Genomic DNA, 18,917 nt, shown 5'->3' with positions numbered 1-18,917 from the left:
GGTTTCGGGCACAGTTATGACGCCGGCGAGCCTCCGTGGGCCCTCCGCAGGCCCCCTCTGCGTGGAGCGAACCTTGCCGTCGCGGGTGGTCATCGAATAACATCGATGGATCATGAGCGGTACGATGAATGCCCAGCTGATCGACCGAAGCACGGCCGAGTCCTACGCAACCTGGTTCAAGGCCCTCTCCGACCCCACCCGCGTGCAGATCCTCAATCTCCTCGCGCTGGCAACCGGGCCGATGAGTGTCGGAGAGATCGTGGACCGGATGGGCGTCGGCCAGTCGACGGTGTCCCACCACCTGAAGCTGCTCGCCGACGTGCGATTCGTCCTGCGCGAGCGCCAGGGGACCTCGATGCTCTACTCCATCAACGTCGCCTGCGTGGCCTGCTTCCCCAGTGCTGCCGACGCCGTCATGGGCCGCCCCGCGGCCTCGGCGTGAGGACCGGCCCCTTGACCAGGTCGACCCCCCACATACCCGGCGCGACCCCTGCAGCCTGCTGCCCACCCATCGTGACCGCCGCGCTGTCCGAAGGGGACGCCGAGATCATGGCGTCGATGTTCAAGGCGCTGGCCGACCCCGTCCGGCTCCGCCTCCTGTCCAGAGTGGCCTCGCACCCCAACGGTGAGGCATGCGTCTGCGACATAGCCGACGTGGGCGTCTCCCAGCCCACGGTCAGCCACCATCTGAAGAAGCTCCGGGAAGCGGGCCTGCTCACCTCCGAGCGGCGCGGCACCTGGGTGTACTACCGCCCGGCGCCCGGCATCCTGGCCTCGCTGGGCGAGTTTCTCGCCGACACCGAGAAGGCCGGCACGGAAGATCTCTCTCTGGCGGCCCAGGTCTCCTGATGTTCGGCGCCGCCGCCCCTGAATCCGGGCGGCGGCGCCGTTCTGCCGTGGCCTGCCTGCATGCGGGCAGGCGTGCGCCCGGGCTTGCTTGCGTCAGTCGATGTGCGGGTCGCGACGCTCGACGAGGACGGTGCTGCGCCAGAAGCCGTGGTGGCGGCCGACGCGCTCACGCGTGCCGATGACCCGGAAGCCCGCACGTGCGTGGACGGCGAGGCCGGCGGAGGCCGGTCAGGCCGAAGCCGCCTTGGTGAGGAGGGCTCCCATGGCCGCGAGCACGGTGGGCTCGACGCGGTAGTACACCCAGGTGCCGCGCCGTTCCGAGGAGAGCAGCCCGGCTTCCTTCAGCTTCTTCAGGTGGTGGGAGACCGTGGGCTGGGAGACGCCGACGTCGGAGATGTCGCAGACGCACGCCTCGCCGCCCTCGTGTGATGCGACGGAGGAGAAGAGCCGCAGCCGGACCGGATCGCCCAGTGCCTTGAACATGACAGCGGTCCGCTCGGCCTCCTCGGGGGTCAGCGGCCGTTCGTTGAGAGGCGGGCAGCAGGGCGCTATCTCGGGCTCCAGTACAGGCAGCACCTTCACGTTCGACATGTATCTATGTTGACACATGTCGAACCAGGAGCCCAGGAATTCACCTCGTGAACCGTGCCCTCAGGTCTGCCGACGGTTGCAGCCGGCTGGGCCGGGACGCTGCCGGGTGGAGCGTGGGGCAGTCCGTCGCGCAACGGGTGGTCGGCAGGGCGCGCCGAAGCACTGTCGGGGTTCGATGGATGTCTATGTTGACGCTTGTCGAATCAAGTGCCATGCTCAAGGTGCAAGAGATCGACGAACGTCGAATCAAAAGGGGAAGATCCGTGAACGTCACCGCCATCGACCAGTTGCCCGTCGTGGTCGTCGGAGCCGGGCCCGCCGGTCTGGCCGCTGCCTCGCACCTCGTCGACCGGGGCCTGGAACCCCTGGTCCTGGAGGCCGGCGCCCACGCGGCAGCCGCTGTGCGGGAGTGGTCCCACGTGCGGCTCTTCTCCGCCTGGGGCGAGGTCGTCGACCCCATCGCCGAGAAGCTTCTGGCGCCGGCCGGCTGGGTCAAGCCCGACGCGGACACCTACCCGACCGGCGGGGACTGGGCGGCCGCCTACCTACAGCCGCTCGCGGACGTCCTCGGCGACAGGGTCCGGCTCGACGCCCGGGTCACCGGTGTCTCCCGCACCGGACGCGACCGCGTCGTCGACGCCGACCGCGAGCAGCAGCCCTTCACCGTGCACATCCGGTACGGCGACGGACGCGAGGAGCGCGTCCTCGCCCGGGCCGTGATCGACGCCTCCGGTACGTGGGCCAATCCGAGCCCCGCCGGCGGCGACGGCCTCCCGGCCCTGGGCGAGCGCGCGGTGGCAGACCGAATCTCCTACCGCGTTCCCGATCTCAAGGACCCCGCCGTGCGGGCCCGTTACGCAGGCCGGCGCACCGCCGTCATCGGCTCCGGAGCCTCCGCCTTCACCGCTCTCGCCTCGCTCGCGGCTCTCGCGAAGTCCCGGGACGGCGCGGACACCCGCGCGACATGGATCCTGCGGCGCGCCCTCTCGGGCAACACCTTCGGCGGAGGCAGCGCTGACCAGCTCCCCGCCCGCGGCGCCCTCGGCCTCGCCGCGAAGGCCGCGGTCGACGAGGGGTACGCGGACGCCGTCACCGGCTTCCGTACGGATGCGATCGAGCGCGACGGCGAGCGCCTGGTCCTGGTTGCCGAGGACGGCCGACGGCTCGACCCGGTCGACGAGGTCATCGTCCTCACCGGCTTCCGCCCCGACCTGACCTTCCTCGATGAGCTCCGCCTCGGCCTGGACGACCGTCTCCAGGCCCCGGTCGAGCTGGCTCCGCTGATCGACCCGAACCAGCACTCCTGCGGCACGGTCTACCCGCACGGTGTGAAGGAGCTGGCGCACCCGGAGGAAGGCGTGTACCTGGTGGGCATGAAGTCCTACGGCCGCGCTCCCTCCTTCCTGGCCCTCACCGGCTACGAGCAGGTCCGCTCGGTCGTCGCCGCCATCGCCGGCGACCGCGAGTCCGCCGAACGCGTCGAGCTCGTACTCCCCGAGACCGGGGTCTGCGGCGGCGCCGGCCTCTTCGACCAGGCCGCCGACACCCCGACCGACGACGGCGGGTGCTGCGCGAGCCCCACGGCGCTCCAGATCGGCGTCGGAGCCCCGGCCGTCTCCGGCGGCTGCTGACCCCGGCCCATCCACCCACTCGCACCTGGAGGAACACGATGTCCCGCGTACAGCTCGCCCTGCGCGTACCCGACCTGGCGGCGTCCGTCGCCTTCTACAGCAAGCTCTTCGGCACCGAACCGGCCAAGCTTCGTGACGGCTACGCCAACTTCGCCATCGAGGAACCGCCGCTCAAGCTCGTCCTCGTCGAAGGCGCCGGGAACGAGGACACCCGTCTGGACCACCTCGGCGTCGAGGTAGGCACCACCGAGGCGGTGCACGCCGCCACCGCCCGCCTGGGCGAGGCCGGTCTGCCGACGACGGAGGAGCACGACACCACCTGTTGTTCCGCCCTCCAGGACAAGGTGTGGGTCCACGGCCCCGGCCGTGAACCGTGGGAGGTGTACGTGGTCAAGGCCGACGCCGACACCCTGACCAGGCAACAGGGCAGCACCTGCTGTGCCGGCACAGCGACCACCGCCGACGACGAGGCGAGTGAACCGGTCGCCGCCGGCGGATGCTGCTGATCACTCGATGACCGACCTTCACACCCGCGGAGCCGCGACCGGAGCAGGGGACCGGTCGCGGCCCCGTGCCGTTCTGGCCGCGCTCTGCGCCACCCAGATCACCAGCTGGGGCATCGTCTACTACGCCTTCCCGGTCCTGAACCCGCAGATCACCGCCGACAGCGGCTGGTCCACCGGCGCCACCATGGCCGCGTTCTCACTCGCCCTGGCCGTCTCCGGCCTCACCGGAATCCGGGTCGGCCGAATCATCGACCGCCGCGGCCCACGTACGGTCATGACGGCAGGCTCCGTGGCCGGGGTCCTGAGTCTGGTGATCGTGGCCCTGGCGCCGAACCTTCCGGTGTTCTTCGCCGGCTGGCTGCTGGCCGGCTTCGCCATGGCGGCCACCTTCTACCAGCCCGCGTTCGCCGCACTCACCCGCTGGTGGGCCCCCGATCACGTCCGCGCCCTCACGATCGTCACCCTCGCCGGCGGCCTCGCCTCCACGGTCTTCGCCCCGCTCACCGCTGCCCTGGCCGACCGGCTGTCGTGGCGCGAGACCTATCTGGTGCTGGCGGCGATCCTCGCCGCCGTCACGATCCCGGCCCACGCGATCGCCCTCAGAGCCCCCTGGCCCCCGGCGGCACCCTCCCCGGCCGGTACGGACGCGAGTCCCGGCTCGGTCGCCCGCAGCCGACCGTTCCTCCTGCTCGCTGTCGCGTTCACTCTCTCGGCCTTCGCGATGTACGCCGTGGTCGTCACTCTCGTCCCGCTCCTACTCGAACGCGGCTACACCACATCCCAAGCGGCCTGGGCTCTCGGCCTCGGCGGCGCCGGCCAGACCCTCGGCCGCACGCTCTACGCCCCGCTCGCCCGCCACACCGGCACGACGGTGCGCACCACGACCCTCATCGCACTGGGCGCCCTGACCACGACGGCCCTCGCCGTCACCCCGGGCCCGTACGGCCTGGTGATCGCGGTGTCGATCGCGGCCGGCATGGTCCGCGGCAACCTCACCCTCCTTCAGGCCACGGCGATCACCGACCGCTGGGGAACACGGCACTACGGTCGGCTCTCCGCGATCCTCAGCGCCCCAGCCACGACAGCCTCAGCTCTCGCACCCTTCGCAGCAGCCACTCTCGCCTCGATCCTGGGTGGCTACCCAGAGCTGTTCGGAGCGCTTGCCAGCCTCGCTGCGGCGTCCGCATTCGTGGCCACGGCGACATCCGTACGCGGCAAGAAGTAGTTCCGCTCGTCGAGGCGGACGATCTCGGCATGTACGTCATCAAGTCCTCGCCCCTGGCTCTGCGCCCCTCGGGGGCGGCGCGCTCGGTCCTGCCGTCCTAAGGGGTGTTGCAGAAGGTCCGGTTTCAGCAGGCCGAAGTATCGTCTGACCTGGTGTTTCACCGTGTCATGGTGAGGTTGTGCATGGTGGCGACGGCCTGGACGGCGTGGTGGAGGCCGTCTCGTTTCTGGCGGCAGTCGCGGAGGATCTTCCAGTTCTTCATGCGGGCGAAGGTGTGCTCGATGCGGGCACGGACCCGTCGGTGTTCGGCGTTGTCTTCTTCCTGCCCGCGCAGAAGGGGGCGACCGGCTCTTCTGCGGTGCGGGATGATCAGGCCGGTGCCGAGGTAGGCGCCGTCCGCGATGACCGTTGTCCCGGCCGCCGTGGTCGGCAGGTCTGACTCCCGCCACACGTGGGCGTCTTGTTGCCCGGTGCGGGCCGGGCGGAGGCGATGACCAGGCGGGTGTCGGCGTCGATGATGACCTGCACGTTCGCCGAGAACCGGTAGTTGCGGGAGGAGGCTGCGACGGTGCGGTCGCGGACCGGGATCAGGGTTCCGTCCACGATCCACAATCGGTCCGTGCCGGTAACGGGCCGCGGGGCCGGCTCCAGGGCCGGCAGCGGTCGCAGGCGGTGGATGACCCGGCAGACGGTGGCCGGGGAGGTCCCGAAGAGTGGGGCGAGCTGCCGCATGGTCAGGTTGGTGCGGTAGAAGACGGCCACCAGCAGGACCCGGTCGGCCAGCGGAAGGCACCACGGCCGGCCACCACCGGGACCGTTCCCGCCCCGCTCCTTCACCACTCTCACCAGCTTCGCGAACCGGTCGATCCGCAAGCCCGTGAACGTCTCCACCCACACCGGATCAGCCGCAACACCCCACCCAAATAGGAGACATGCCGGAACTGAGCCTTCCGCAACACCCTTTAGCCCGATGACGAGGCTGGCCGCGCCGCCCACCTTCCAGGAGAGGAAGCTGCGATCTTTGCCCAGGCGGACGAGCTCAACGCCCGCATCGCTCGGTTCCTCGAACGCTACGGGTAGGCTCGTAGGTATGGGAATTGACTGGGAGAACATACTCGGCGCAAGCGGTAACGACCTCGACGATGCCTACGACAGCGCGGTCTCCGCGGTCATCTACAGCGATGACCCGAGGGAGGACCGTCGGCCACTCCCAGTCGGCGAAGAGCACGACGACACAGACGGCTTGCGCTGAACTGAGGAAACGCCCCCGGCAAGCCGCGGCGTTTCGCCATCAGGTCAGGGGTCAGTCAAGAGGCGGCCGAGCTCAACTCTGCGGCTCCATCGCCGCCTTCACCGAACTCGTCCCCGGCAACGGCACAGGTGACGGCCAGCACCACGGCACGGGGCTGCTGCCCGAGCACAAGAGTGGGGCGAGCTGCCGCATCGTGAGGTTGGTGCGGTAGTAGACGGCCACCAGCAGGACCCGGTCGGCCAGCGGCAGGCACCACGGCCGACCACCACCGGGACCGTTCCCGCCCCGCTCCTTCACCACCGGTCGATCCGCAAGCCCGTGAACGTCTCCACCCACATTGGATACAGGAGACATGCCCGGAACCGGGGCTCAGCGGTTGAAGGTCAGCCGTGGTGCCGCGTTGCGGGCCAGGGTGTGTGCCTGGTCGGGCCACCAGGTGCCGGCGGGCGGGTCGACGATGCCGTACTCGGGGTCGATCGTGCCGCCGGTGTTGCGCGTGCAGCTGCCGTCGGACTCGCCGGGGATCTTGATCCACAGGTAGGCGTCGACGAGCGGGACGCCGGTGTCGGCGGTCGGGCGCGCCCCGAGGCCGCGGCCGGGTGCGTTGCACCAGATCTCCGGGTCGCCGGTGTACTTGCCGGGCTCCGGGGCCCAGGCGCCCAGGCCGTTGCGGCTGGTGTCGATGACGAAGTGCCGCAGTGCGGCGGCCGGCGGGGTCCCCATGGCCTGGTCGAACCAGGCGTCGGTCCAGCGCCAGGTGACGGGGTCGGCGGAGTCGACCGCGTTGCCCGGGGCGCCGTCGTTGGGCGCGGCGGCCGAGTAGTACTGGGTGGCGCACCAGTCGGTGTGGCCGCGGGCGTGCTCGGGCCCCTCGACGGCGTACCACATGCACTTGGAGATCCAGGTGCCATAGCGCGCGTTGTGGTCGGTGGGGTGCGTGTTGGAGACGTTGAGGGCGAAGCCGTCGCTGTGCTGGACGCCGGCGTCGAGTAGGCGCCGCGCCATCTCGCCGACCGGCCGCCACAGGACGTTCCCGGCGTCGAGGTAGACCGCGGTGCGGGCCTTGGACTTGAGGGTACTGACGGCGTAGGCGAGGTCGGCGACGCGGGTCGCCGTGAGCTCGCCGGTCGGGTCCACGTCCGGTCCGCAGTCGTTCGGGAGGAGCGCCAGGCCGTCGGCTCGACCACGACGACGGCCTGGCCGTCGCCGATGCCGGCGGCGAAGGCGTCGATCCACTGGCGGTAGGCGGCGGAGGACGCGGCGCCGCCGCTGGAGTACTGCGAGCAGTCGCGGCCCGGGACGTTGTAGGCGACCAGGACGGGGGTCCGGTTCACCAGCCGGGCCTCGCGGACGAGGCTTCTCACCTTGGCCCGGACCTCGTCGGGTGTGCCCTCGGTGAACCACTCGGCCTGCGGCCAGCTCGCGAGCCTGGCCATGTTCGCGGCGTTCGCGAAGTCTCCGTTGCCGAGGTCGGTGAGTGCCTGCTTCGCGGCCTTGCTGTTCGGGTCCACGTAGAACCTGGTGGCAAGGAGCGGGTCCGTGGCGGGTGCGGCCTGCGCCTGTCCCTGCGTCGCGATGAGGGCGGCACAGGCCGCGAGCGCCGCGAGGGCGGCGGTCGCACGGCGCCGTAGGGTGCGTGGCTTCACGAGGGCTCCTGGTCGGAGGGTTGGAGGGGCGGAGGGCGTCGAGGGGCGGAGGGCGTCGGGGGTGTGGAGTGCCGGTGGCGCCTGTGGCCCGGTCGCGGGGCGGCGGAGTCCGGACCACAGGAGTCGGACGTCAGTAGCCGTAGATCATCTTGTAGGCGGCCTCCGGGAGGAACTGGCCGGCCGTGGAGCCGGTTCCGACGCCGCAGTTGCCGTCGGACTCACCCGGGGCCTTGATCCACAGCAGCATCTCGGCGCCCCCGCCCAGTCGGGTGGGCGTGCCGATGCGGCGGCCGGCCGCGTTGCACCACTCGCCGTTGGAGCCGTTGCCGTTGCGGCTGGTGTCGACGACGAACGGTTTGGTGTAGCCGTAGCGGGCGGCCAGTTCGCTGTTGACGGCGTTGCCGTAGGCGGTGTTCTGGTCGGTGGTGTAGTAGTTCGAGATGTTGAGGGAGAAGCCGTGTGCCTGTCGGACCCCGGCCTCGTGGAGGCGCTGGGCCATCGTCGCCGCGCTCACCCAGCCGGGGTTGCCGGCGTCGAGGTAGACCCAGGTGTTGGGGGCCTGGCGGTTGAACTCGGCGAGGGCGCCGCTGATCATGCCCTGGCGTTCGCGGATCTGGGTCTGGTTCAGGCAGCCGTAGTCCGCGAGGGAGTCGGGTTCGAGGAGGACGACGGCCGGGCGGCCCGCGATCCCGCCGGCGAACTGCGCGATCCAGGTCGCGTAGGCGGAGGCCGACGAGGCTCCGCCTCCGGAGTGCCCGCCGCACGAGTCACGGAGGTAGATGTTGTACGCGACCAGGATGGGCAGCTTGTCGTGGTGGTCCGCCGCGCCGACGTACGCGCCCGCCGCGGTGCCGATCGTGCCGCTCCAGGCGCCGAACCAGCGGGCCGTGGGGGTGTTGGCGAGGGAGGCGTTGATCGCGGGGGCCCGGCCGTCGCCGGGGTTGGCGGCGACCCACTTCCTCCCGCTGGAGTCCGGGTCCGTGTAGAACCCGCTGGTCATGGTGGTGGGATCCGCCGCGTGGGCGGACGGTGCGACGACGAGCGCCAACGGCAGTGCGGAGAGGGCTGCGACGAGGGCGCGGATTCTGCGGCGCATGGCTGTACCTCGATTTCCTGACGGCGAACGCGTCGACCGCTCTCGTCCCGAGCGGTGCGACACGGTGAGGAATTGCGGTGGTACGACGTTCCCCGTGCGGCGCGCCTCACGGAGGCGGCGCCCCGGCGGGGACACCAGCGCACTCCGGACGCACAAGAACCCGTGGAAGCGCTCCCACTGGAAGCGCTCCCAGGCCGTGATCTGTGAGGCCGGGGTGTGGCCGTATCGTGTGATGCGCCCATCGGGACTGTCAAGTGCGCCCACTTGAACAGCACTTCACAGGACGACAGGACGGGCTTACTGTCCTGAAACCGTCCTGAGACTGGAAGCGCTCCCAGCCTTCCAGGTGTTCAGATGGAGGGAGGAGGGCCGCTCATGGCACAAGGTGAGCCGAACCGGCAGTCGACACTCGACGAGGTGGCCGAACTGGCCGGTGTCTCGCGATCGGTGGCCTCGCGTGTGCTCAACAACGCCCCGCACGTCAGCCGCACGAAACGGGAGGCCGTCGAACGGGCGGTCCGTCAACTCGGGTACGTGCCGAATCCGACCGCCCGGGCGCTGGCGACCCGGCAGACCGGTGCGGCCGCCCTGGTCGTCTCGGGAGAGGATCCGTCGATCTTCGCGGACCCGTTCTTCGCTCAGGTGATCGTGGGTGCCTCGGCCGCGCTGGATGAGGCCGAACTGCACCTGATGCTGTGTCTGGCGGCCTCCGACCGGGGACGCCGACGCGTGGAGCGGCTTCTCCGGTCCAAGGGGGCCGACGGAGTGATGCTGATGGCGCTGCGTGAAGACGATCCGTTGGCCCGCATGGCGGAAGAGGCGGAGATTCCCGTGGTGTTCGGTGGGCGTCCGGTCGGTTTGCACCCGCGGTGGTATGTGGACGTGGACAACCTCGGAGGAGCGCGCGCGGCGACCGAGTACCTGATCTCGCTCGGCCGGACCAGGGTCGTGACGATCTGCGGGCGGCTGGACACCGAGGTGGGGCGCGCCCGTCACCGCGGCTATCAGGACGCCATGCTGGCGGCCGGCCTCGAACCGTATCCGCCGGAAGCCGGTGACTTCACCGAGTTGAGCGGCGCGGCCGCCATGGCGGCGCTGTCGGCGCGGCACCCGGAGCTGGACGGAGTGTTCGCCGCCAGCGACAACATGGGGGCGGGGGCGTTGCGCACACTGCGTGATGCCGGCCGCCGCGTCCCCGCCGACGTCGCCGTGATCGGTTTCGACGACCTGGCCGTGGCCAGGATCTCCGATCCGCCGCTGACCACGGTGCACCAGCCCGTAGAGGGTCTCGGTCGCGAGATGGCGCGCATGCTCGTCGCGCTCATCAACGGGCAGGCCGCCACCCCACTGATCCTCCCCACGCGTCTGGTCACCCGCGCCAGCGCCTGACGAACCGCCTCGCGGCCGGCCCGGCGTACGGCCCCGTGCTCCGGCCCACCCTCTGCGTGCGCCGAAGCGCAGCGCCCGCTGGTACGCCAGAGCCATCGCCGCGAACGCGCTCCCGGCTCTTCGGGCCTCAGGGACGGAGCAGGATTCTCCCGACGCGGGGATCACCGCTGCCCGTGAGTTCCACGGCCCGCTCGAACTCGTCGAGGCCCAGCTGGCGCGGGGGTGGGGGCCATGGCGCCGGGCAGGGTGAACCCCGTCTCGTCGTAGCCGACGGTGCACAGGTTGGTGTCGCCGCCGCGACAGGGCGCGCAGGTCTCGCGGTTCCGCAGCCCTTCGCCCACGACCTTGCGGTCGAGCAGGGAAGCCGGCGCACCCCTCCCACGGCGGTGACGGTGCCGGACCACTCGTGGCCAGGGGGGACCGGACAGCGCACGTACGGAACGGTCGGCGACCCAGATAGACGTCGCGGTCGCTGCGGCTGATCCCCACGGCGTGGACGCGCACGTGGGCTTCGCCGGGCCCCGGCTGACGAGGCGGACTCGTTCGGCGGGGCCTTCTGTGCCGCAGGGCGCCTCAGAAGTCTGTTAACGCTCACATCCTTGGGCCGCGACTGACTGCGCAACGGCTGGTCTCTCCGCACCAGAAAACCGGTAACAGCCGTACAGACCCTTGAGTTACGCGTCTGTTAGCGCTCACAATGTGTCGCGTTCGGAAGGCCGCCGGTCGTCGGGGGCCTCCGCTCACTCCGCCTCCGCCCAGCGCAACCACCGCTGCGCAGCCGCACCTTCGCCGGGCCCGGCCCCTTCAGGGCACCGCCCTGCACGACGTACGTCCCCGAAAGGAACCACGAGATGGCCCACAGAGCTCTCCGTGTCGTCACCGCCGCCGTTCTGGCCGCTGGTGTGCTGACCGCCTGCACCACCGAGCCCGCGCCCACCGGTACCACCGGCGGTACCGGCAAGGGCTCCTCCGACGGCAAGCTGGTGCTCGGGTTCGCCCAGGTGGGAGCCGAGAGCGGCTGGCGCACCGCCAACACCAAGTCCGTACGCGAGGCGGCCGAGAAGGCCGGGATCACGCTGAAGTTCTCCGACGCGCAGCAGAAGCAGGAGAACCAGATCAAGGCGATCCGCACGTTCATCCAGCAGAAGGTGGACGTCATCGCCTTCTCCCCGGTGGTGGAGTCCGGCTGGGACACCGTCCTGAAGGAGGCCAAGAGCGCCGGCATCCCGGTGATCCTCACCGACCGTGCGGTCGACTCGCAGGACACCTCCCTCTACCAGACCTTCCTCGGCTCCGACTTCGTCAAGGAGGGGCAGGAGGCCGGCCGGTGGCTCGTGAAGGAGTACGAGGGGACGTCCGAACCGGTCAACGTCGTCGAACTCCAGGGCACCACCGGCTCCGCACCTGCCAACGACCGCAAGGCCGGCTTCGCCGAAGTCATCAAGGGAGAGCCCAAGTTCAAGGTCGTCGCGTCCCAGACCGGGGACTTCACCCGCGCCAAGGGCAAGGAGGTCATGCAGGCCTTCCTCAAGTCCCACAAGGACATCGACGTCCTGTACGCCCACAACGACGACATGGCCCTGGGCGCCATCCAGGCCATCGAGGAGGCAGGCAAGAAGCCGGGCACCGACATCAAGGTGATCTCCGTCGACGGCATCAAGGACGCCTTCGTCGCCATGCAGGAGAAGAAGATCAACGTGGTGGTCGAGTGCAACCCACCCCTCGGCGACCAGTTGATGGAACTCGCCGAGAAGGTCGCGGCGGGGGAGAGCGTCCCGCGACGGGTCGAGGTCAAGGAGGGCGTCTTCACCCAGGACGAGGCCGCGGCCGCCCTGCCCGGCCGCCAGTACTGACCCGACGCCCGCACCAGACCGGGGGCGGTCCTCGCGCCGCCCCCGACCCCTCAGGCGAGGAGGGCGGATGACAGCCCCACCCATCCCCACACCCACCCGCACCGACCGGCCGGTCCTGGAGGCCCTCGGCATCCGCAGGGCGTTCCCCGGCGTCCTCGCGCTCGACGGGGTGGACCTGCGCCTCTTCCCCGGCGAGGTACACGCCCTGATGGGCGAGAACGGCGCCGGGAAGTCGACCCTCATCAAGGTGCTCACCGGCGTCCACCCGCCCGACGCGGGAACGGTCTCGATCGACGGCAGCCCCCAGCGATTCGCCGAACCGCTGGAAGCGCAGCACGCCGGAATCAGCACGGTCTACCAGGAGGTGAACCTGTGCCCCAACCTCTCGGTCGCGGAGAACATCCTCATCGGCCGTGAACCCCGGCGCCTGGGGCTGGTCCACTGGTCGGCCCTCCATGAACGCGCTGCACGGCTCCTCACCGAACTGGAACTCGACCTCGACGTCAGCATGCCGCTGAGCACGCACTCCCTCGCCGTCCAGCAACTGGTCGCGATCGTAAGGGCCGTGGACGTCAAGGCGAAGGTCCTCATCCTCGACGAGCCCACCTCCAGCCTCGACCGGGACGAAGTCGCCCAGCTGTTCACCCTGGTCCGCAGACTGCGCGACCGGGGTGTCGCGATCCTCTTCGTCACCCACTTCCTCGACCAGGTCTTCGACCTGTGCGACCGGGTGACCGTCCTGCGCAACGGGCGCCTCGAAGGCGAGTACCGGATCGACGAGCTGACACCCGTCACCCTCGTCCACCGCATGGTCGGCAGCGAACTGCGCGTCCTCGACGAACTGGCCGGGACATCCCACACCGGCCCCACGGCCGGACCCGGTTCCGGGGACACGCCCCTCCTCAGCGCCCGCGGCCTCGCCAGGGCCGGTGCCGTCCAGCCCTACGACCTGGACATCCACCGCGGCGAGGTCATCGGCCTGGCCGGGCTCCTCGGCTCCGGACGCACCGAGGCGGCCCGGCTGCTCTTCGGAGCCGACCACGCCGACGCGGGAGAGCTCCGGATCGACGGCGAGCGGGCCGCCCTGCGATCCCCGCGCGCCGCGATCGCCCACAAGATCGCCTTCTGCTCGGAGAACCGCAAGGCGGAGGGCCTGATCGGCGAACTCACCGTCCGCGAGAACATCGTGCTCGCCCTCCAGGCCGCACGCGGCTGGACCAGGCCCGTCTCCCGCACCCGGCAGGAAGAGATCGCCGCCCGGTGGATCGAGGTCCTCGATATCCGCCCCGCCGCACCCGAGGCACAGGTCCGCAACCTCAGCGGAGGCAACCAGCAGAAGGTGCTGCTCGCCCGGTGGCTGCTCACCGACCCCGAACTGCTGATCCTGGACGAACCGACCCGGGGCATCGACATCGGCGCCAAGACGGAGATCCAGAAGCTGGTCACCGGCCTGGCCGCGGAAGGCACCGCGGTCCTCTTCATCTCCGCCGAACTCGAGGAGGTGCTGCGGCTGAGCCACCGCGTGGGCGTCCTGCGCGACCACCGGCTCGTCGCCACCCTTTCCAACGACCCCACCCTGACGCCCGACCGGATCCTGGACGCCATCGCCACCGGAGCCAGCTCATGACAGCACCTGACGACACCGGCGCCGGGGGGCGTCCGGTCCACGCCCCCGCGGTCCGGCGGCTCATCGAGCACCGCCTGTTCTGGCCCGCCGCGGTGCTGGCCGCCCTGCTGGTGGGGAACCTCGTGTTCACCCATGACTTCCTCGCCGTCCGCGTCCAGAACGGACACCTGTACGGCAGCCTGATCGACGTCCTGCAGTTCGGTGCCCCCCTGATCCTGGTGTCGCTCGGCATGACGCTCGTGATCGCCACCCGGGGCATCGATCTCTCGGTCGGCTCGACGGTCGCCATCGCAGGCGCCCTCGCGTGCGAGCACATCGCCACCGCGGAGGACCCGGAAAGCCTGTCCACCGTCCTCTCGGCGATCGCGGTGGCGGTCGGCGTGGCCGCCGGGATCGGACTGCTGAACGGCTTCCTCGTCGCCCGGCTCGGCGTCCAGCCCATCGTCGCCACGCTGGTCCTCATGGTCGCCGGGCGCGGCGTGGCCCAGCTGATCACCGACGGCCAGATCATCAGCGTCTCCAGCAGCACCTACAAGATGATCGGCGGCGGCTACTGGCTCACCCTCCCCTTCGCCGTCCTCCTCGCTGCGGCGCTCGTCGTCGTCACCTCCCTCGTCACCCGGCGGACCGCGCTCGGGCTGCTCATCGAATCGGTGGGCGGCAACCCGGTCGCCAGCCGACTCGTCGGCATCCGGGCGGTCGGCCTCCTGGTCATGGTCTACGTCGTCAGCGCCGTGTGCGCCGCGGTGGCCGGCCTGATGATCAGCTCCAACGTGTCCAGTGCGGACGGCAACAACGCCGGCCTGTGGATCGAACTGGACGCGATCCTCGCCGTCGTCATCGGCGGCACCGCTCTGACGGGCGGTCGCTTCTCCCTCGGTGGGACGGTCCTGGGCGCGCTGATCATCCAGACCCTCTCGACCACGATCTACACCCTCGGCGTACCGCCCGAGACCACCCTCGTCTTCAAGGCCCTGGTGGTCATCGTCGTGTGTCTCGTCCAGTCGCCCGCGTTCCGCGCGCGACTCTCACGCCGTCGCCGAACGGCCGCCCCGGACCCGGCATCCGCGGCCGGTGACCTGACGGCCCGCCGGCAGGAGGTCCACCCGTGAGCACCCCCCTCACCAAGCCGCTCCACCGCTTCTCGGCACGGCACGCCGCCCGCCTGCCGCTCATGGTGACGGCGACGCTGCTGGTCGCGATGTTCTCGATCGGCTCCGTGCAGTACGACGGCTTCTTCTCCGCGCAGGTCCTGCTCAACGTCCTGATCGACAACGGCTTCCTGCTCGTCGTGGCGATCGGCATGACGTTCGTCGTCCTCACCGGCGGGATCGACCTGTCGGTCGGCTCGATGGTGGCCCTGTCGACCATGCTGACGGCCTGGCTCGTCGAACAGAACGGCCTGCCGCTCGCCCTGGCGGTGCCGGTGGTCCTGCTGGTGGGAGCCGGGGGCGGCGCCCTCATGGGCTGGGTGATCCACGCCTTCGAGATCCAGCCCTTCATCGTCACTCTCGCGGGCATGTTCCTCGCCCGCGGCCTCTGCTACATGATCAGCACCGAGTCCATCTCCCTCACCGACCCGACGACCACGCGGATCGCCCAGACACGGGTGCTCCTGCCCGGGGGCCTGTTCGTCTCACCCGCCGTGGTCATCGCCCTGGTCGTGCTGGCGCTCGCCTTCGTCGTCCTCCACCACACCCGCTTCGGCCGCACCGTCTACGCCTTGGGCGGCAACGAGTCCTCCGCCCGTCTCATGGGCCTGCCCGTGGGGCGCACCAAGGTCGCGGTGTACGCCGTGAGCGGCCTGTGTTCCGCCCTCGGAGGTCTGCTGCTGACCTTCTACATGCTGTCCGGCTACGCCCTGCACGCCGTCGGCATGGAACTCGACGCCATCGCCGCCGCCGTGATCGGCGGGACGCTGCTGACCGGTGGTTCCGGTTTCGTCCTGGGAACCGCCCTGGGCGTGACGGTCCTCGGCCTGATCCAGACCGTCATCAGCTTCCAGGGCACGCTCAGTTCGTGGTGGACCCGCATCGTCATCGGCGGTCTGCTGTTCGTCTTCATCCTCCTCCAGCGCCTCTTCGGAGGATCGCGCCAGGCGGAATAGACCCCTCGCCGAGAGCGAACCCCGAACCGTCCTCCGCGTACGAACGCGGCCAGGGAGGGGGCAGGGCCCCGGCCACGAACCCTTCGTCCTGAGCCCGCATGGCGACGAAACCCTCCGCCGGGCCGCCGTCCTCCACGCGCCGTCCACGGGCCGCCGCATGGAGGACGGCGCCCCGGCGACGAGTACCGGTCGAGGACGCGCGCGCGGCTGACCGCGTACGAGCACGCTGACATGGCTGTGCCCGCCGGTGGAGGAGCCGGCGGGCACAGCCGTGATCGGAGGGACGTCAGGCACCCGCCCTGCGCTTGTTCCACACGTCGAAGCCGACCGCCGCGAGCAGCACGAGGCCCTTGATGACCTGCTGCCAGTCGGTGCCCACCCCGACGAGGTTCATGCCGTTGTTGAGCACGCCGAGGACCAGGCCGCCGATGATGGCTCCCAGGACGGTCCCGACTCCACCGCTCATCGACGCCCCGCCGATGAACGCGGCGGCGATGGCCTCCAGTTCGAAGTTCACGCCCGCCTTCGGCGAGGCCGCGTTGAAGCGCGCGGCGAAGACGAGCCCGGCGAGCGCCGCGAGCATGCCCATGTTGAGGAACACGGCGAAGGTCACCTTCTTGTCCTTGACCCCGGACAGCTTGGCGGCCGGCAGGTTCCCCCCGATCGCGTAGACGTGGCGGCCGATCACCGCGTTGCGCATCACGTAACCGAAGCCGACCAGCAGCGCGGCCAGGATCAGGAGGACCACGGGGGCGCCCTTGTAGCTTGCGAGCAGCAGGGTGGTGACCAGGACAGCGGCGACCAGTGCCGTCAGCTTCAGCGCGAACAGGGCCGTGGGAAGCGGCTCCAGAGCGAACTCGCGCTGGCGACGGCGGTCCCGTACCTCCCGGAACACCACGTAGGCGACCAGTCCCAGGCCGAGGAGCAGGGTCCCGTTGTGGTAGTTGGTCTGCGGCCCCACCTCCGGCAGGAAGCCGTTGGCGACCTTCTGCAGTCCGTCCGGGAACGGGCCGAGCGTCTGACCCTTGAGGAAGATCTCCGTGAGCCCGCGGAACAGCAGCATGCCGGCGAGGGTCACGATGAACGACGGTATGCCGACGTATGCGATGAAGAAGCCCTGCAGGGCTCCGGCGACGGCTCCCAGCAGCAGGGTGAGGAGCACCGCGACGGGCCAGGCCACATGGTGCTCGACCATGAGCACCGCCCCGATGCCACCGACGAGTGCCATCAGGGAGCCCACGGACAGGTCGATGTGCCCGGAGACGATGACGATCATCATGCCGATGGCCAGGATGAGGATGTAGCTGTTCTGCAGCACCAGGTTGGAGACGTTCCGCGGCAGCAGGAGGTCGCCACCCGTCCAGATCTGGAACAGGAGCACGATCAGGGCGAGTGCGAAGAGCATCCCGTACTGGCGCATGTTCCGCCGGACGCCGTCCAGAAGCACCCGGGCCAGCGGTGCCCCGGTGGACGGAGCCCCGCGGCCCGGGGGCGCCGGCGTGGTCGATTTCGTGCTGACGTCGGTGCTCATGCCTGGTGTCCTTCGCTGGAGGCGGCGCCCGCGGTGACCGCCGGTGGTGCGGGGGTGTCCTGCGTCATGTGCCGCATCAGGACTTCCTGGGTGGCGTCCTCGCGGGCGACTTCGCCGGTCAGCCGGCCTGCCGCCATGGTGTAGATGCGGTCGCACATGCCGAGCAGTTCGGGAAGCTCGGAGGAGATGAGGAGAATCGCCTTGCCCTCGGCGGCGAGCCGGTCGATCACGGTGTAGATCTCGAACTTGGCTCCCACGTCGACTCCGCGTGTGGGCTCGTCGAGGATGAGGACGTCCGGCCCGGCGAGGATCCACTTGCTGAGAACGACCTTCTGCTGGTTGCCGCCGGAAAGGCGGCCGACCGGCTCGAGGACGTTCGGAGCCTTGATGTTCATCGTCCGCCGGTACCTTTCGGCCACCTTGCGCTCCTCGTGCCCGTCGACGACGCCGCGGCGGGCGAGGGCGCCGAGGGACGCGAGCGAGATGTTCCGGCTCACGGAGTCCCCGAGGTCGAGCCCGTAGTGCTTGCGGTCCTCGGTGACGTACGCGATGCCGTGGGCGACCGCCTCGGGGACCGTGCGTGTCCGTACCTCGCGGCCGTCCTTGAGTACGGTGCCCTGCTCGTAGTGGCCGTAGGAACGGCCGAAGACGCTCATCGCGAGTTCGGTCCGGCCGGCACCCATGAGCCCCGCGACGCCGACGATCTCCCCGCGGCGGACCTGGAGCGAGACCCCGTCGACGGCCTTGCGGCCGCGGTCGAGGGGGTGACGTACGGTCCAGTCCCGGATCTCCAGGACAGGGCCGGCGTCGGCCGGGCCCTCGTACGGCGTCCGGTCGGGGAACCGGCTGTCGAGGTCCCGCCCCACCATGCCGCGGATGATGCGTTCCTCGGTGGTGGCGGGATCCCTGACGTCGAGGGTCTCGATGGAGCGCCCGTCGCGCAGAATGGTGACGGAGTCGGCGATCCGGGCGATCTCGTTCAGCTTGTGCGAGATGATGATCGACGTGATGCCCTGGCTCTTCAGCTCCCGCATCAGCCGCAGCAGCTTCGCGCTGTCCTCGTCGTTGAGCGCCGCGGTGGGCTCGTCGAGGATCAGGAGGCGGACGTTCTTCGCCAGTGCCTTCGCGATCTCCACGAGTTGCTGCTTGCCGACACCGATGTCGGCGACCCGGGTCTCGGGGTGTTCGTCGAGCCCGACCCGCCTGAGCAGTTCGGAAGCACGGCGCAGCGCCTCGTGCCAGTCGATGATCCCGCGCCGGGACGGCTCGTTGCCGAGGAAGACGTTCTCGGCGATCGACAGATAGGGGACGAGTGCGAGCTCCTGGTGGATGATGACGATGCCGCGCCGTTCACTGGCCCTGATGTCCTTGAACCGGCACGGCTCGCCTTCGAAGAGGATCTCTCCTTCGTAGCTGCCGTGCGGGTGCACGCCGGACAGGACCTTCATGAGCGTCGACTTGCCGGCACCGTTCTCTCCGCACAGGGCGTGGACCTCGCCGCGCTCCACGGACAGGGTCACGTCGGACAGTGCTCTGACCCCGGGGAAGGTCTTGACGATGGACCGCATCTCGAGGACGGGGCCGGCCGGGGACGGGCCGGAGACGGGGACCGGG

Annotated in this window: 16 protein-coding genes and 5 pseudogenes; 11 read left to right on the top strand and 10 right to left on the bottom strand. The window is 70.2% G+C overall.

From position 1 onward, the window contains the following. Positions 1–112 precede the first annotated feature (112 nt). Entirely contained in the window at positions 113–442 is a 330-nt protein-coding gene (locus ACIP84_RS05030) for a metalloregulator ArsR/SmtB family transcription factor (protein ID WP_229902042.1), read from the top strand. A 107-nt stretch (positions 443–549) separates the two neighbouring features. After that, on the top strand, positions 550–849 hold the full coding sequence (locus ACIP84_RS05025) for an ArsR/SmtB family transcription factor (RefSeq protein WP_401795676.1): 300 nt from the start codon (positions 550–552) through the stop codon (positions 847–849). 93 nt (positions 850–942) lie between these two features. Here ACIP84_RS05025 and ACIP84_RS05020 read toward each other — a convergent pair. Then, positions 943–1,071: pseudogene (locus tag ACIP84_RS05020) on the bottom strand (N-acetyltransferase); the annotation flags it as partial. 6 nt (positions 1,072–1,077) lie between these two features. After that, positions 1,078–1,440, bottom strand: a complete 363-nt coding sequence (locus ACIP84_RS05015; protein ID WP_355968599.1) for a metalloregulator ArsR/SmtB family transcription factor — start codon at positions 1,438–1,440, stop codon at positions 1,078–1,080. Positions 1,441–1,703: 263 nt separating this feature from the next. On the opposite strand from ACIP84_RS05015, the gene ACIP84_RS05010 reads away from it, so the two are divergent. From ACIP84_RS05010 to ACIP84_RS05000, 3 genes are read left to right on the top strand one after another with little or no spacing between them, the layout of a single operon-like run. Beyond that, entirely contained in the window at positions 1,704–3,071 is a 1,368-nt protein-coding gene (locus ACIP84_RS05010) for an NAD(P)-binding domain-containing protein (protein WP_401794576.1), read from the top strand. 38 nt (positions 3,072–3,109) lie between these two features. Further along, positions 3,110–3,577, top strand: coding sequence for an ArsI/CadI family heavy metal resistance metalloenzyme (locus ACIP84_RS05005; protein WP_401794573.1), 468 nt, complete (start codon positions 3,110–3,112; stop codon positions 3,575–3,577). A gap of 7 nt (positions 3,578–3,584) precedes the next feature. Next, on the top strand, positions 3,585–4,802 hold the full coding sequence (locus ACIP84_RS05000; RefSeq protein ID WP_401794570.1) for an MFS transporter: 1,218 nt from the start codon (positions 3,585–3,587) through the stop codon (positions 4,800–4,802). 157 nt (positions 4,803–4,959) lie between these two features. On the opposite strand, the pseudogene ACIP84_RS04995 reads toward ACIP84_RS05000, so the two are convergent. Continuing rightward, positions 4,960–5,699 (bottom strand): annotated as a pseudogene (locus ACIP84_RS04995) (transposase). 193 nt (positions 5,700–5,892) lie between these two features. Here ACIP84_RS04995 and ACIP84_RS04990 point away from each other — a divergent pair. Continuing rightward, complete coding sequence (locus ACIP84_RS04990) at positions 5,893–6,054, top strand: hypothetical protein (protein ID WP_401794567.1); 162 nt, start codon at positions 5,893–5,895, stop codon at positions 6,052–6,054. Between the two features lie 171 nt (positions 6,055–6,225). On the opposite strand, the pseudogene ACIP84_RS04985 reads toward ACIP84_RS04990, so the two are convergent. From ACIP84_RS04985 to ACIP84_RS04970, 4 genes and pseudogenes are all read right to left on the bottom strand, one after another. Then, positions 6,226–6,392, bottom strand: a pseudogene (locus tag ACIP84_RS04985) (transposase family protein); the annotation flags it as partial. A 31-nt stretch (positions 6,393–6,423) separates the two neighbouring features. Then, positions 6,424–7,191, bottom strand: a complete 768-nt coding sequence (locus ACIP84_RS04980; RefSeq protein WP_401794564.1) for a glycoside hydrolase family 6 protein — start codon at positions 7,189–7,191, stop codon at positions 6,424–6,426. Positions 7,192–7,256: 65 nt separating this feature from the next. After that, positions 7,257–7,490 (bottom strand): annotated as a pseudogene (locus tag ACIP84_RS04975) (glycoside hydrolase family 6 protein); the annotation flags it as partial. A 340-nt stretch (positions 7,491–7,830) separates the two neighbouring features. Continuing rightward, positions 7,831–8,796, bottom strand: coding sequence for a glycoside hydrolase family 6 protein (locus tag ACIP84_RS04970; RefSeq protein WP_401794561.1), 966 nt, complete (start codon positions 8,794–8,796; stop codon positions 7,831–7,833). Positions 8,797–9,171: 375 nt separating this feature from the next. Between ACIP84_RS04970 and ACIP84_RS04965 the strand changes: the two genes are divergently transcribed. Next, the gene (locus ACIP84_RS04965; RefSeq protein ID WP_401794558.1) at positions 9,172–10,185 is read left to right on the top strand and encodes a LacI family DNA-binding transcriptional regulator; all 1,014 of its coding nucleotides are present in this window, start codon (positions 9,172–9,174) and stop codon (positions 10,183–10,185) included. Between the two features lie 221 nt (positions 10,186–10,406). Here the strand turns inward: ACIP84_RS04965 and ACIP84_RS04960 are convergent. Continuing rightward, positions 10,407–10,752, bottom strand: a pseudogene (locus ACIP84_RS04960) (alcohol dehydrogenase catalytic domain-containing protein); the annotation flags it as partial. A gap of 284 nt (positions 10,753–11,036) precedes the next feature. On the opposite strand from ACIP84_RS04960, the gene ACIP84_RS04955 reads away from it, so the two are divergent. From ACIP84_RS04955 to yjfF, 4 genes are all read left to right on the top strand, one after another. Then, positions 11,037–12,038 (top strand): ABC transporter substrate-binding protein, encoded by a 1,002-nt coding sequence (locus tag ACIP84_RS04955; RefSeq protein WP_401794555.1) that lies wholly within the window; start codon positions 11,037–11,039, stop codon positions 12,036–12,038. Positions 12,039–12,105: 67 nt separating this feature from the next. Then, the gene (locus ACIP84_RS04950; RefSeq protein ID WP_401794552.1) at positions 12,106–13,665 is read left to right on the top strand and encodes a sugar ABC transporter ATP-binding protein; all 1,560 of its coding nucleotides are present in this window, start codon (positions 12,106–12,108) and stop codon (positions 13,663–13,665) included. Further along, positions 13,662–14,777 carry an ABC transporter permease gene (locus ACIP84_RS04945; protein WP_401794549.1) on the top strand — a complete coding sequence of 372 codons (1,116 nt, stop codon included), beginning with the start codon at positions 13,662–13,664 and terminating at the stop codon, positions 14,775–14,777. Before ACIP84_RS04950 ends, ACIP84_RS04945 begins: the two co-directional genes overlap by 4 nt. Continuing rightward, positions 14,774–15,772 (top strand): galactofuranose ABC transporter, permease protein YjfF, encoded by a 999-nt coding sequence (yjfF, locus tag ACIP84_RS04940; protein WP_355968623.1) that lies wholly within the window; start codon positions 14,774–14,776, stop codon positions 15,770–15,772. Before ACIP84_RS04945 ends, yjfF begins: the two co-directional genes overlap by 4 nt. A 286-nt stretch (positions 15,773–16,058) precedes the next feature. On the opposite strand, the gene mmsB is transcribed toward yjfF, so the two are convergent. Continuing rightward, positions 16,059–17,303: a multiple monosaccharide ABC transporter permease gene (gene mmsB / locus ACIP84_RS04935; protein WP_401794546.1), complete on the bottom strand. Its 1,245-nt coding sequence runs from the start codon at positions 17,301–17,303 to the stop codon at positions 16,059–16,061. Then, the gene (gene mmsA, locus ACIP84_RS04930; protein ID WP_355968632.1) at positions 17,300–18,871 is read right to left on the bottom strand and encodes a multiple monosaccharide ABC transporter ATP-binding protein; all 1,572 of its coding nucleotides are present in this window, start codon (positions 18,869–18,871) and stop codon (positions 17,300–17,302) included. Before mmsA ends, mmsB begins: the two co-directional genes overlap by 4 nt. Between the last annotated feature and the right edge of the window lie 46 nt (positions 18,872–18,917).

Origin of the sequence: Streptomyces sp. NPDC088707 (assembly GCF_044752725.1) — a bacterium.
In the GTDB taxonomy this organism is placed as follows: Bacteria; Actinomycetota; Actinomycetes; order Streptomycetales; family Streptomycetaceae; genus Streptomyces.
Note: the sequence above shows the minus strand (reverse complement) of the source record. Positions and strands in the feature narration are given on the sequence as shown.

What these genes read in the sequence shown, in the direction of transcription:
- ACIP84_RS05015 (WP_355968599.1), bottom strand. Translation starts at nt 1,440, where the DNA reads ATGTCGAACGTGAAGGTGCTGCCTGTACTGGAGCCCGAGATAGCGCCC.
- ACIP84_RS04965 (WP_401794558.1), top strand. Translation starts at nt 9,172, where the DNA reads ATGGCACAAGGTGAGCCGAACCGGCAGTCGACACTCGACGAGGTGGCC.
- mmsA (WP_355968632.1), bottom strand. Translation starts at nt 18,871, where the DNA reads ATGCGGTCCATCGTCAAGACCTTCCCCGGGGTCAGAGCACTGTCCGAC.
- ACIP84_RS05005 (WP_401794573.1), top strand. Translation starts at nt 3,110, where the DNA reads ATGTCCCGCGTACAGCTCGCCCTGCGCGTACCCGACCTGGCGGCGTCC.
- ACIP84_RS04945 (WP_401794549.1), top strand. Translation starts at nt 13,662, where the DNA reads ATGACAGCACCTGACGACACCGGCGCCGGGGGGCGTCCGGTCCACGCC.
- mmsB (WP_401794546.1), bottom strand. Translation starts at nt 17,303, where the DNA reads ATGAGCACCGACGTCAGCACGAAATCGACCACGCCGGCGCCCCCGGGC.
- ACIP84_RS05025 (WP_401795676.1), top strand. Translation starts at nt 550, where the DNA reads ATGGCGTCGATGTTCAAGGCGCTGGCCGACCCCGTCCGGCTCCGCCTC.
- ACIP84_RS04990 (WP_401794567.1), top strand. Translation starts at nt 5,893, where the DNA reads ATGGGAATTGACTGGGAGAACATACTCGGCGCAAGCGGTAACGACCTC.
- ACIP84_RS04955 (WP_401794555.1), top strand. Translation starts at nt 11,037, where the DNA reads ATGGCCCACAGAGCTCTCCGTGTCGTCACCGCCGCCGTTCTGGCCGCT.
- ACIP84_RS04950 (WP_401794552.1), top strand. Translation starts at nt 12,106, where the DNA reads ATGACAGCCCCACCCATCCCCACACCCACCCGCACCGACCGGCCGGTC.
- ACIP84_RS05030 (WP_229902042.1), top strand. Translation starts at nt 113, where the DNA reads ATGAGCGGTACGATGAATGCCCAGCTGATCGACCGAAGCACGGCCGAG.
- ACIP84_RS04970 (WP_401794561.1), bottom strand. Translation starts at nt 8,796, where the DNA reads ATGCGCCGCAGAATCCGCGCCCTCGTCGCAGCCCTCTCCGCACTGCCG.
- ACIP84_RS05000 (WP_401794570.1), top strand. Translation starts at nt 3,585, where the DNA reads ATGACCGACCTTCACACCCGCGGAGCCGCGACCGGAGCAGGGGACCGG.